The sequence below is a fragment of the Daejeonella sp. genome (assembly GCF_030684675.1).
Lineage (GTDB): Bacteria > Bacteroidota > Bacteroidia > Sphingobacteriales > Sphingobacteriaceae > Daejeonella.
In genome coordinates, this window is sequence record NZ_JAUXXZ010000033.1 from 25,801 (window position 1) to 39,172 (window position 13,372).

At 39.8% G+C, this 13,372-nt stretch carries 7 protein-coding genes, 2 tRNA genes and 1 pseudogene; 5 read left to right on the forward strand and 5 right to left on the reverse strand.

Going from position 1 to position 13,372, the window contains the following annotated elements; genetic code table 11:
• Positions 1 to 97 precede the first annotated feature (97 nt).
• A complete protein-coding gene (locus Q8M41_RS06645; protein ID WP_305364467.1) occupies positions 98 to 1,423 on the forward strand; it encodes a sulfatase-like hydrolase/transferase in 1,326 nt (441 codons plus the stop codon).
• Positions 1,424 to 1,858: 435 nt separating this feature from the next.
• Here Q8M41_RS06645 and Q8M41_RS06650 read toward each other — a convergent pair.
• From Q8M41_RS06650 to Q8M41_RS06665, 4 genes and pseudogenes are all read right to left on the reverse strand, one after another.
• A pseudogene (locus Q8M41_RS06650) lies at positions 1,859 to 1,990 on the reverse strand (site-specific integrase); the annotation flags it as partial.
• 81 nt (positions 1,991 to 2,071) lie between these two features.
• Positions 2,072 to 2,320: a GIY-YIG nuclease family protein gene (locus tag Q8M41_RS06655; protein ID WP_305364468.1), complete on the reverse strand. Its 249-nt coding sequence runs from the start codon at positions 2,318 to 2,320 to the stop codon at positions 2,072 to 2,074.
• A 379-nt stretch (positions 2,321 to 2,699) separates the two neighbouring features.
• Positions 2,700 to 2,786: transfer RNA gene (locus Q8M41_RS06660), tRNA-Ser, on the reverse strand.
• Between the two features lie 155 nt (positions 2,787 to 2,941).
• Complete coding sequence (locus Q8M41_RS06665) at positions 2,942 to 5,023, reverse strand: HD family phosphohydrolase (protein ID WP_370870451.1); 2,082 nt, start codon at positions 5,021 to 5,023, stop codon at positions 2,942 to 2,944.
• Between the two features lie 169 nt (positions 5,024 to 5,192).
• Between Q8M41_RS06665 and Q8M41_RS06670 the strand changes: the two genes are divergently transcribed.
• Positions 5,193 to 5,266 (forward strand) — tRNA-Arg (locus tag Q8M41_RS06670).
• Between the two features lie 219 nt (positions 5,267 to 5,485).
• Complete coding sequence (locus tag Q8M41_RS06675) at positions 5,486 to 7,069, forward strand: M81 family metallopeptidase (RefSeq protein ID WP_305364469.1); 1,584 nt, start codon at positions 5,486 to 5,488, stop codon at positions 7,067 to 7,069.
• A gap of 199 nt (positions 7,070 to 7,268) precedes the next feature.
• Here the strand turns inward: Q8M41_RS06675 and Q8M41_RS06680 are convergent, their stop codons facing one another.
• On the reverse strand, positions 7,269 to 8,393 hold the full coding sequence (locus tag Q8M41_RS06680; protein WP_305364470.1) for a bile acid:sodium symporter family protein: 1,125 nt from the start codon (positions 8,391 to 8,393) through the stop codon (positions 7,269 to 7,271).
• A 226-nt stretch (positions 8,394 to 8,619) separates the two neighbouring features.
• On the opposite strand from Q8M41_RS06680, the gene Q8M41_RS06685 reads away from it, so the two are divergent.
• On the forward strand, positions 8,620 to 11,844 hold the full coding sequence (locus tag Q8M41_RS06685; protein ID WP_305364471.1) for a DUF1553 domain-containing protein: 3,225 nt from the start codon (positions 8,620 to 8,622) through the stop codon (positions 11,842 to 11,844).
• 2 nt (positions 11,845 to 11,846) lie between these two features.
• Positions 11,847 to 13,364 (forward strand): DUF1501 domain-containing protein, encoded by a 1,518-nt coding sequence (locus Q8M41_RS06690; protein ID WP_305364472.1) that lies wholly within the window; start codon positions 11,847 to 11,849, stop codon positions 13,362 to 13,364.
• Positions 13,365 to 13,372: the final 8 nt, after the last annotated feature.

The following is a 13,372-nucleotide window of genomic DNA, read 5'->3' on the forward strand; positions in this document are numbered from 1 at the left end:
TTCAACTATTCCCTGCCTTCGCAAATACAGAACGTTGCCAGCAATGCTTCTTTGCTAACAGTAAGACAAACAATGAATTAATCAAACCAACTAGACCATGCAACGCCATACTATAAATATAATAGTCAGGTACACGATTTTTCTTTCTCTGATTCTTTTAGTTGACCCGATACTGGCTCAACGCCCAAATATTATTTATATCATGACCGATGATATGGGTTATGGTGATTTGAGTTGTTATGGGAACAAAAAATTTATGACACCCAACCTGGACAAACTGGCTTCACAGGGCGTAAAGTTTGTGAATGCTTATGCCGCCGCACCTGTTTGCACCCCAACCCGTACTGCCCTGATGACCGGCCGCTATCCTGCCAAACTGCCCCTTGGGTTACTTGAGCCGCTCCGCAGTCCGAAAAAAGACAGTGCCTATGGGTTGACTAAGGACATTCCTTCTTTAGGCACCCTAATGAAAGCAAGTGGGTACGAAACCGTTCTGATTGGAAAATGGCATTTAGGTTTCATGCCTCAGCATAGCCCAACAAAAAATGGATTTGATTATTTTTTTGGCATCCATAGCGGCGGGGCTGATTACATCTCACATAAAGGCGAAAATGGAACACGGGCATATGACCTGTATGAAAATGATTCATTAGTTTATAAAGAAGGTTATCTGACTGATTTATTTTCTCAAAAATCTGTTTCATTTATAAATCAAAAACACAATAAACCATTCATTTTAATGATAACGTTCAATGCCCCTCACTGGCCTTGGCAGGGTCCCACTGATTTGGCTTATCCTGATTCAACAGACTTTACTGCAGGTGGCTCCCCATCTGTTTACGCTGCCATGATGAAAAGTCTTGATGATGGGGTTGGAAAAATAATGGAGGCCTTGAATGAATCACAATTAAACAACAATACAATAGTAATTTTTACAAACGATAATGGTGGTGAAAGGTATTCTGATAATGGAGGTTTATCTAAGTCAAAAATGACACTTTGGGAAGGCGGGATAAGAGTGCCGGCTTTTGTAAAATGGCCTGACAAAATAAATGCCGGCATTACAACACAACAAGTAGCTACAACAATGGACTGGACTGCTACAATTCTTAAAGCAGGAGGGGCAAAAGCTGATAAAAATTTCCCATTAGATGGCATTGACTTGATGCCGGTTTTGACAGGAAAATATAAAAATATACACAGAACACTTTACTGGAGAACATTTCAAAGGAGTAAACACAAGGCGGTCAGGGATGGAAAATGGAAATACCTGAAAGATGAAAAAGGTGAATACCTTTTTGACTTAAATGTTGACCAGGAGGAAAAAAATGACCTCAAGACAAAAGAAAAAAAGAGGTTCGAAAAGATGAAAGTAAAATTAGCCGAATGGGAAAAAACTGTATTGCAGCCAATACCGCTTTAATAAGTGCATAGCACTGCTGGCAACATTGCATTGGCAATATGACGGGGCGACAAATATATTCTCAACCTTTTGTTTGCTACTCAGCTTGAGTTCCAGCCGACGAATAACGCCGAACTATAGAATAAACAATGAGCTTTTGTATCTTATTCAGCAGCTGCTCCCGGCGGACGGAACACAGAATACCGCCACATCGCCAATGCTTTAACGTTAGCCGCAATGTGGATATTCCGAGCTATACATCCAAAAGCATAACGAAGCCGAAACCTCATTTCACCACCCACGCAAATTTAGCCACGCCGGATAATGAGTAAAGGCTATACAGAGCGGGCAGAGGTGTTTTATTTTCATTGGCTTGCCCGGCCTTGACACATTATCCGGCTATCCGCTTTTGGCTGCTTAAGCGGTAAAAATGACTGATTGTGTTCAATTCATTTATTAACTCGAGGCCAGCCTCATTTTCAATAATTGCATATCCTCACTAACTTTACTATCCAAAATTTTAGCATAATGTTGTGTGGTGCGTATATTGGTATGTCCGAGCATTTTGCTTACACTTTCGATGGATACTTGAGATCACAGTTTGTGATCTCATTTTGTAAATCTTTTATTTTACCGCATATTTTTTAAGCAATGCCATCATCAATGAATTTAAGAAGCTTGATAAAGATGTTTTGCTGCAAAGGCTCTTCCTGATCCGGATTTAAGATAACGTTCGAATTCATAGGCTTTATATCTGTCAGGAAATGAACAGCACCAAACTAGTTTAAGCGGAAGGTGGGCTTTGGTTGCAGGGACGAGACCTTTTGAATGACGCGAATATCGTTCTTTAAGATTTGCAGTACAGCCTACATAATGTTTGCCGTTATTAAGCTCAAGGATGTAGACGTAGAACCACATGTACCTAAAAATAGGATACTTAAGTACATGGGAAAATAATGGAGAACTATTTTTAATGAACGGAGGCTGTAAATAAATAACTGGCCTTTTTCAGACGCCTAAGCATTTGCGAAGGCGGCCGTAGAACGCTTCTATGGTATATTTAAATTAAGCTATGATGAAGCAATAAACATCACTGTTATTCAATAATGAAATCCACGATTTTAAATAATCTTATTCAATAAATACGCCCACCATAGTGATACTATGATGGGCGTATTTGTTTTTGCCACGTATTAGGGGCGAAGCCCTCTTTCAGAGGCCGAAGCATTTGCGAAGCCCTCCTTCGCAGGGGCTCCAGCGGACTTCGTCCGCCGTAGCCCGCTTCGGCGGGCGAAGGCGGAGAGAGAGGGATTCGAACCCTCGGTACCGTTGCCAGTACGACAGTTTAGCAAACTGTTCCTTTCGGCCACTCAGGCATCTCTCCGTTAAAATAAAAAACCCTCTTTCGAGGACTGCAAATATAGTAATTCACACAGGCTGTCAAAAAATATTTTCAATGAATCTGCTATTTATTTATTGATTCGACAGATGTAATCGTATTCTACTATATAAAGCTTTGAAATGCAGGTAAATGCAGAATTAATTATCTAAAACATATTCGATCCTCACATGGTAAATACCCATGAGCATGGTCTTAAAGATCATTTTTATGGTGTCAATATCCTTTAAGGTGATGTCGCTGTTGTTTAGCTGATCCTGGGTCAGTTTATAATCGATGATACGCTCCACAAGATCACTGATGCTAAGTGCATCAGGCTCTTTCAGACTTCTGGATGCTGCTTCAACCGAATCGGCCAGCATCAAAACAGCAGTTTCCTTTGAAAAGGGGATAGGTCCGGGATATCTGAAAATGTTTTCATCTACAAACTTCTCAGGGAAATTCTTCAGAAATGACTGATAGAAATAATCCACCCTGGTATTCCCATGGTGGGTACGGATGAAATCGATCAGCATTTCAGGGATTTGATGCTTTCTGGCAATCTCAACTCCCTGATTAACATGCTGGATGATGATTTGAGCACTTTGTTCATAAGAAATGGAATCATGAGGGTTGATACCTCTTACCTGGTTTTCGATGAAGAACTGAGGATTTACGATTTTACCAACATCATGATACAAGGCACCAGCCCTTACTAGCAATGCATTCCCGCCAATTTTAAAAATTGCTGCTTCAGCCAGATTGGCTACCTGAAGGGAATGCTGAAAAGTACCCGGAGCTTTAAATGCGAGATCCCTCAATAATTTTGAGTTGGTATTGGTCAGTTCCATCAAAGTTACATCTGAAGTTATTCCAAACATACGCTCGAAAGCATAAATTAAAGGATAGGCAAGCAGTGATAATAAAACACTGAATATAAACGGTACAAAATTCAGCCATTCAATATCAGTAAATGAACCATCCCTGATCAATGAAATACCAAGGAAAGCAATGAAATAGTTCAGCAGGATTAATAAAGCTGATATCAGGAACTGTTCCCTTTTGATCAGGTTCTTAATGCTGTAAATAGCAACCATACCGGCAGAAATCTGCAAGAATGCAAACTCAAAACTATTTGGGACAAAGAATCCGGCAATCAATACAACCAGTAAATGTATGTTTAATGCCAGACGGGTATCAAACAGTATCCTGATGATGATTGGTACGATACAGAATGGAATATAATAAACACTGGGGGCTTTGATCCTGATAGCCCAGGACAGGGTTATGAGCATTCCGGTAATGACCAGTAAGATCAGGGAGATTTGCCGATTATCAGCGTAAATGTCTTTCCTGAACAGATAAAGAAATATCATCAGCAATGAAATGATCAGCCCCGCTAATAATAATTGTCCCAATAATACAAGTCTTCTGTCACCTGCAACTTTGGCATCCTCTTCATAAGCTGCTCTCAAAGATTCCAGCTTCTGGTAGATCCCGGCATTAACCATGGTTCCTTTTGCAACAACCAGTTCACCTTTTTGAACCATTCCTCTGGTTGTTGAAATGCTATTCAACGCATTTTCTTCGAGTTTCTCAGTGAGTATATCATTATAAACGTAATTTGACTTAAGATGATTGGTAACCAACCTTAAAAGCCAGTCGGAACTTTTAATTTGTGGATCATTCTGAATTTGTTCCTTTATATATTTTAATGCACTCGTTGTATTGTACGCATCAGTAGTGTTTAATTGAACGGAAACATTATTATTAAGCAGACTGAAATTATAGTTAGTCCCATTACGCTGGTATTTTAATACCGGGTTAACCATTCCTCTGGTATAAATGGTCTGGAGTAGTTTATTTCCCAGCGACTTGTATCGTTCCTTCAGATTATCGTCTATACCTGAACCATTCCATTTTGATTCAAATTCGGAGTTGAATGCTTCTATCGAACTAAGCGCAAGTTCAGTGTCATTCTGGTAGACTGGCAGCACTGAATTGAGAACCTCATTTTTATCTTCCTCAATCTCTTCATTGGTCTTTTGGATAGCATAATTATACGGCGAATAAAGATCTTTTTGCATCCAGGTTTTACCCTTCTCGTATTCAAATCTAAATCTGGCCTGTTTTGGAAGGAAAAGCGTGACAAAAAACACACACAAAGCCATCATCACAAACTTCAGACTTGAACTGTATTTGCGATATAAAATAAGATGTAGCTTTTTCTTAAATCTTGCCAATGTTCTGATTTTAAGCTCAAATTTAGTAAATTAAGTGAGATGGCTCAAATGAAGCCAAATGATTAATAGATTCTGGCACAGGAACTAAACTCAAATCTTCAATAAAAAATCACAAAATATTCTCTTTAGTTTGAGTTTTTGGTATGTTTTCATACTTTTGTCGCAGAATGCGCCCATAGCTCAGCTGGATAGAGCAACGGTTTTCTAAACCGTAGGTCTTAGGTTCGAATCCTAATGGGCGTACACAATTAAAAGAGGCTTTCCGAATAATCGGGAAGCCTTTCGTTTTTAAGACATCTTAATTCTTCATCAGCAAGAGTTTCCGGAACTTCAGACTCAGTATCCTGTTCTTTTAAATTTAATATTGTTTCATTTAAATTTCATTGATTTTTAATGCCTTGATATTGTTAATTCAATATTTTACATAGTTTTATGTATCATTTCAACTAAACAGGTAAAAACATGATTGACAACTTTTTAAAGAAACTTCTCCTACTATTTGCAGTATCAGCATTCACATCAGCCTCCGGGTTTTCTCAGAATAAACCAATTATTGGAGTTGCCGGTATTTCACACGAATCCAACAGCTTCAACATAAAAAAAACTGACCTTGAAGACTTTAGTGTAACCATTGGCGAAAGCCAGCAGGAGAGAGCCAAACGATTCTTTGCTGGATCAACGGCAAAGACTACCAGTGCCGGTTATATCGCGGGTGCCAAACAATTTGGTCTCGAACTTTATCCAACACTGGTTACTGGGGCTTCACCCAGGGGACCTGTAACCGATCGGGCATTCAATGCGATGATGAATGAAATCATTACCGGACTAAAAGCAGGGCCCAAACTACAAGGAATACTTTTAAATCTGCATGGTGCAATGGTAGTTGAAAGTTACCCGAGCGGGGATGAAGAGATTGTAAGAAGAGTAAGAAATGCATTCGGACCGGCTATGCCAATTATCGTTACACATGATTTCCATGCGAATATCACTCCCAAAATGGTTGAATTGTGTAATGTGCTGATCACATTTAAGGAGAACCCACACCTCGACACTTATGACCGTGGACTACAGGCTGCTGACATTATGGCTAAAATTGTAAGTGGGAAAGTAAAGCCTGTTCAAAGTATCGTAAAAGCGCCAATGGTTTATAATATTGCTTTTCAAAATACCTACTCCGAACCATTATTGCCGATTACCTCTGAAAGTAAAAATCTTGAAAAGCAGCCTGGAATATTGGCAGTAAGTGTTTCGGGCGGCTATCAATATGCTGATGTCCCGTCCATGGGTCCATCTGTTGTCGTAGTGACTGACAATAATAAGGCCCTGGCTGATAAGGAAGCTAACAGGCTTTCGCAAATGCTTTGGGATACTCGCGAAAAAACCAGAATTAATAACCCTAAACCAGTTGAAGGTGTGAAGCAGGCCATGGAACATCCTGGACGTCCTGTTGTATTGATTGATATGGGCGATAATATTGGTGGTGGTTCAACCGGCGACAGTTCATTCATGCTGGAAGAATTAGTTAAGCAGGGGGCTCAGGGATGGGCTATGGTTATTTATGATCCTGAAGGGTATAAAACTGCAGAACGTGCCGGTGTAGGAAAAGCTTTTGATTTCGCCGTTGGTGGCAAGATGGACAATATGCATGGTAAACCAGTGCGTATTAAAGGAGAGGTTCGCTCATTGAATGTTGGACGCTATCTGGAGACTGAGATTCGTCACGGTGGTGGAAGATACTGGAATATGGGAAATACAGCCGTAATTCAGGTGGAAGGTTCTACATTAGATGAGCCAAATCTGCTTTTAATAACCACTAAACCTGCAAGCCCTAACAGTGCCCATATCTTCATTTCGAATGGAGTTTATGTTGAGCGTCAGAAAATCCTGGTAGTGAAAGGTGCAATCGCTCCTCGTGCTGCTTACGAGCCATTTGCTTCCAAACTGATCTCTGTCGACAGTCCGGGTGCAACTGCTATAAACCCTGAATGGTTCAAGTACTATAATATTCGTGAAGGTTTATTTGGGATAGAAAAATCTAAGAGGTAGTACCGGTGTTTGCCAGCATTACAACTGCTTTAACATCTTGCTGATAATCTTATCAGTATCTTCAACTAAACAATTAAAAATCCCTAAATGATTTAACATCATCAGGGATTTTTCTGTTATAACATGCTAGCTATTTCCTATTCCCAAATTTCAACTAGCAGCAAATTTGTTAAGTTCCCTCCTGCGTCGGGATGACATCCTACTCTGATGCACTCTCCACTTTCCACTCTCCACTCTCAACTAATTTCTCGTCATCCACAGGTTCTTTTCTCCACCAATTGGCAAGGAAAGATCCTGAAATATCCATCCATGTGCCGAATATAGCAGGGTAGAGACCCATGGTGGCGGCTCTGCCTAGCTCAAAGGCTATTCCCGCTGCCATTCCTCCATTTGCAAGACCTACTTCAATTGCAATAGTCCTGCTGTCTCTTTTATTCATTTTTAGCAGGCGGCTGGCCCAGTATCCTGATGCGAAGCCCAATGCATTGTGAATGATTGCTGCCAAAAACAAAAGTAGTCCGATGGTTAATAAGCTATCTCTACCGGCTGCAACGATAACTGCGATAATAAAGACATTGGCGGCCATAGCAACCAGCGGCATTGTTGTATTTAACCAGGCAATACGGTTTCCAAATAGCTTATTGAAAATAATCCCTGCAATTAGTGGCGCAAAGATCATTTTGCTGATACTTAAAATCATACCTGGTAAATCTATAGGGATAAACTGCCCAGCTAATTGTTGCATAAGGAATGGTGTCACAAATGGTGATACCAGTGTTGCGATTGATGTAATAGTAATAGATAGTGCCAGATTTCCTTTTGATAGAAAGTTTAAAATATTGGATGATACACCACATGGAACAGAACCAATCAGTACTATGCCTGCAGCAATTTCAGGAGTGAAGTTTATTGTACTTGTCAAAAGTAAGGCAATAAGTGCCATAAAGGTAAAATGAAGAACTACACCAATAATCACTCCCTTAGGCATTTTAAGTACCCCTGCAAAATCTTTTATTCCCATTGTAGTACCCATACCAAACATGATCAGTTGGATTAAAGGAACAATCAGGTTTTCTGTATTAAATCCGCCAATGTTAGTGATGAAGGCTGGAAACATCATACTTAATGTTGCAGCGGCAATCACCCAAATGGTGTATGAAAAACCTTTCAAAAATCCTGAAGCATTAATTCCCGCCAGAAGAAAAACAAAGAAAATGCAGGTCAATACTTTCGCTTCCGTTTCAAAGTTCAACTGAAAAAGTACTATAACACCTAAAAGGGTTAACAAGGAAAGCCATAGTAAAGACTGTAATAGTTTTTGCATGTTCATGTTTTTATTTTTTGATTGTTTCTGAAATTTATTGTTCACGATTATTAATATTCAGAAAATTAAAAATATAAAAATTTTGATAGTTTGACTTGTTTTTAAAATGAATGAAATTGACATAGCGGGAAAAGAATATTTTGATTTAAATTTAATTCTTATAGTCCTGATGAATTTACCCCTGAGGAGCAGCAGGATTTTAATACCTTATTAATCAGATCTTGAAATGAATCGATTGAATAGACTATCCATTTTTATTGCCATTCAGCTTGTCATTTTCTTCATGGTATCATGCTCCCCAGACCTACCTGAGGATGTGAAACTGGCCTATTCAAGCCTTCCGGATGAACTGGACTACAATATTCATGTAAAACCGATACTATCTGATAAATGTTTCTCTTGTCATGGGCCTGATAAGGCCAAGCAGGAAGCGGGACTCAGATTGGATATCGCCTCATTTGCATTTGATGATCTTCCTGAAAGCCCCGGGAAGGTTGCCATTGATCCCGGTGACCTGAATGGGAGTGAGCTTTTTCACAGAATCTTATCAGATGATCCTGAGTACAGTATGCCTAACAAAAAGTCAAATCTGAGTCTTTCTCCGAAAGAAAAGGCAATCTTAATAAAATGGATTAAGGAAGGGGCGGAGTATAAACCTCACTGGGCTTTCGTAAATCCTGAAAAGCCCGATGTTCCTGATATTAAAGAGGATAAATGGCTAATTAATCCAATAGATAATTTCATTGGCAGAAAGCTTGAACTTGAAAAATTAAAGCCTTCTGTCCAGGCAAAAAAGGAAATCTTGCTGAGAAGACTTTCTCTCGATCTAACCGGACTCCCGCCAACGCTTGCTGAAATTAATGCTTTTTTAAAGGATAATACTCCAAATGCCTATGAAAAGCAGGTGGATCGATTGCTAAAATCCCCGCATTATGGTGAAAAAATGGCCTTAAACTGGCTTGATCTGGCACGTTTCTCAGATTCCCATGGCTATACTGTCGACAGACTCATTGATATGTCACCATACCGTGATTGGGTTATTAAGGCCTATAATCAGAATTTACCCTATGATAAATTTATTCAATGGCAATTAGCGGGTGATTTAATGCCAAATGCCAGCAAGGATATGCAGATTGCAACTGCCTTTAATAGAATACATCAGCAAAATATGGAGGGTGGAATTATTGAAGAGGAATTTCAGACAGAGTACGTTATTGACAGGGTAAATACCACCGGTGTGGCGGTTATGGGTCTTCCATTGGGCTGTGCCAGATGTCATGACCATAAGTATGATCCAATCTCACAAAAAAACTATTATGAATTGTATGGCTTCTTTAACAGGGTAAAGGAAGCGGGACAAATTTCATGGGACGATGCAATGCCATCTCCAACGATGTTACTGCCAACAGATCAACAGGAAAAGATCCTGAATTATATAAAAAGCAAAATTTCTATCCAGGAGAATAAATTAATTAAAACAAAAATCGCTTCTCAAATTGCTTTCCAGGATTGGATTAAAGGCAAAAAGTATAAAGAATTAGCCAAAGAAGCTATTCCAATGGAAGGATTGCAGGCTCATTATAATTTTTCTGAAGCTTCTTTGAAGAGTGCTTATTCGGGAACCGCTGATAACACTTTAACGAGCTCATCAATTGATAAACCTGTATTTGCAGAGAGAGCGAATGGGAAGGCTTTAGTTTTAAATGGAGACCAGTGGTATGAGCTGAAGAAGGTTGGGGCATTTAGAAAATCAGATCCTTTTAGCATCAATATCAGTGTATTTATGCCCAAGAATTTTAAAGAAGGTGTTCTGTTTCATAAATGTGTTTCAGAACGCCTGTATAATTTCAGGGGCTATCACCTATATCTTAAGGATGACCGCTTGACGGTGAATATGTCGCATGCAGCACCCTCGAATGCTATTTCCAGAATAACACAGAAACCTGTTATCCGGAATCAGTGGGTACAGCTTACCATGACTTATGATGGATCTTCAAAGGCCAGTGGACTGAAGTTATTTGAAAATGGCACAGAACAGAAGCTCATCACAATCATGGATCAGCTTACAAAAGACATCCTGATGTATTCTAAGGAACAACCTGGATTGCAAATAGGTGCCTGGGATCGCGGACTTGGATTTAAAGGTGGGCAGGTTGATGATATCATGGTTTATAACCGGGAATTAACGGATTATGAAGTAAAAATAATAGGTAGAAAAGCTTCCTGGACATCTATAGCGCAAAAAGAACCAACACATTTAACTAAAACCGATTTAATCTTACTGAACAAATACTATACATCTGTTTTAGATCCCGCAGTGAGGGCAGAGTCTATAAAATTGCAAAACATTCGAACTGAACTGGCCGATTCTGTGAATAAAGTCAGAGAATTGATGGTTATGCAGGATTCACCGGAACCCAAAAAGACATTCATTTTGAACAGAGGCAATTATGATAGTCCGGGGGAAGAGGTTTTTCCAAATACGCCACAATCAATTCTTCCTTTTCCAGCTGATTTACCCAAAAATCGTTACGGTTTGGCCCAATGGTTAACCGATGATAAACACCCGCTTACGGCAAGGGTTGCAGTGAATAGGTATTGGCAGAATTTCTTTGGAACCGGCCTTGTTAAAACATCAGAAGATTTTGGTAATCAGGGGGAATTACCAAGTCATCCGGAATTATTGGACTGGCTGGCAGTTACATTTACAGAGAGTAGATGGGATACCAAGAAATTATGCAAACTGATTGTTATGTCGGCCACTTACAGGCAGGATTCAAAAGCGAATTCCGATACAAAATTAAAAGACCCTGAGAACAGATTCCTATCCCACGGGCCTTCCAGGCGTATGGAGGCCGAAATGATACGCGATAACGCTTTAATGGCCAGTGGTTTACTCAATAATAAAATTGGGGGTAAAAGTGTTAAACCTTATCAGCCCGAAGGATTATGGGAGATTAATAATACCAGTTATACTGCAGATACAGGCAATGCAGTTTACAGACGCAGTTTGTATGTGCTGGTTAAACGTTCTGTACCAAATCCGACTTTAAATACATTTGATGCAACTGAAAGGAGTTATTGTGTAGTACGCCGGCAAAGTACAAATACACCGCTTCAGGCCCTTGTTTTGCTGAACGATCCCACATTTGTTGAAGCATCAAAAGTATTAGGGCAGCAAATAACTTCCTCAGTTAACCAGGCTAAAGCCATCACTGAAATTTACAGAAAACTTACAGGTATCACACCTGGCAAAGCCGAATTGAACTTATTGCAATCACTGCAAAGCGAAGAATTGAAAAAATTCAGGGCAGATATAAAAAGAACTAAAGGCTGGCTGGCAGCGGGACAATTTAAAGTAGATAAAGATCTTGAACCCGCTATGGTAGCCGCCAATGCGGTATTGGCAAGTGTTATCTTAAATTCAGATGCAACCTTAACTAAGAGATAAATATGAGCGATCATCATAAAGAACCTTTCAAATTAAAAACGCCTGAATTTAATCGCTTAAATAAAGGTTGGGACAGGCGTAATTTCTTAACAAAAACCTCCCTGGGAATAGGTGCATTAGCGCTGAGCTCATTGATTGGAAAATCTGTATTAGGTGAATTTGCCAATACCCTTTCAAATGAAAGTTCATCAGCATCTCTTGAGCAGGAAATTCTTAAAGCTTTGCCTCATTTCGCTCCAAAAGCAAAAAGAGTGGTCTACTTATTTATGAGCGGAGGCCCTTCTCAATTTGAAACTTTTGATTATAAGCCCAAGCTTGTCGATCTATTCGGGCAGGAACTCCCTGATTCAATACGACAGGGACAGCGGTTAACCGGGATGAGTGGCAGTCAGAGTACCTTACCTGTTGTTCCTTCCATATTTAAATTTAATCAGCATGGTAATTCCAGAACCTGGGTAAGCGAATTATTACCCCATACCGCTCAGGTTGTGGATGATTTATGCATCATAAAATCAATTCATTCAGAAGCCATAAACCATGATCCGGCATTAACTTTTTTTCAAACCGGGAATCAATTGCCGGGAAGAGCTTCAATAGGATCTTGGCTTAGCTATGGATTAGGATCAGATAATAACAACCTTCCGACCTTTATAGTGCTTGTTTCAAAAAACGCTGCAAAAGATCAGCCTCTTTATGCCCGATTATGGGGCAATGGCTTTCTGCCTTCTGAACATCAGGGAGTTCAGTTCAGAGCCGGTAAGGATCCGGTTCTGTTTCTGGATAATCCGGAAGGATATGAAGGAAAAGACAGACAGGAAATGCTGGGCTATCTTAATAAATTAAATCAGCTTCAGAATGATGCTTATGGTGATCCTGAAGTTGATGCCCGTATTGCACAATATGAGATGGCCTACCGGATGCAGACATCCATACCTGATGTGATGTCTACTGCAGATGAAACAGATGAGGTTTTTGAGCTGTATGCCCCTGATAGCCGTGATCCGGGAACCTATGCTGCAAACTGCATCCTGGCGAGAAAACTATTGGAAAAGGATGTAAAATTTGTACAACTCTATCATCAGGGATGGGATCATCATGGTAATCTTCCCGAAAATATGGTTAAACAATGTAAGGATACTGATCAGGCAACGGCAGCTTTTATCAAAGACCTGAAAAGAAGAGGATTACTTGAAGATACCCTTGTCATTTGGGGTGGTGAGTTTGGTCGTACAGTTTACTCACAGGGAAAGTTATTACCAGGTAATTATGGCAGGGATCATCATCCACGTTGCTTTACGATGTGGATGGCAGGTGCAGGTGTTAAAGCTGGGATCAGCTATGGTGAAACCGATGATTTTAGTTATAATATCGTAAAGGATCCGGTTCATGTGCATGATTTTCATGCCACCTTGATGCATATTATGGGAATAGATCATGAAAGATTAACCTATAAATTTCAAGGCAGACGTTTCCGCTTAACTGATGTTGAAGGCAAAGTGGTTAAAGATATTTTAAGTTAAAAGGAATT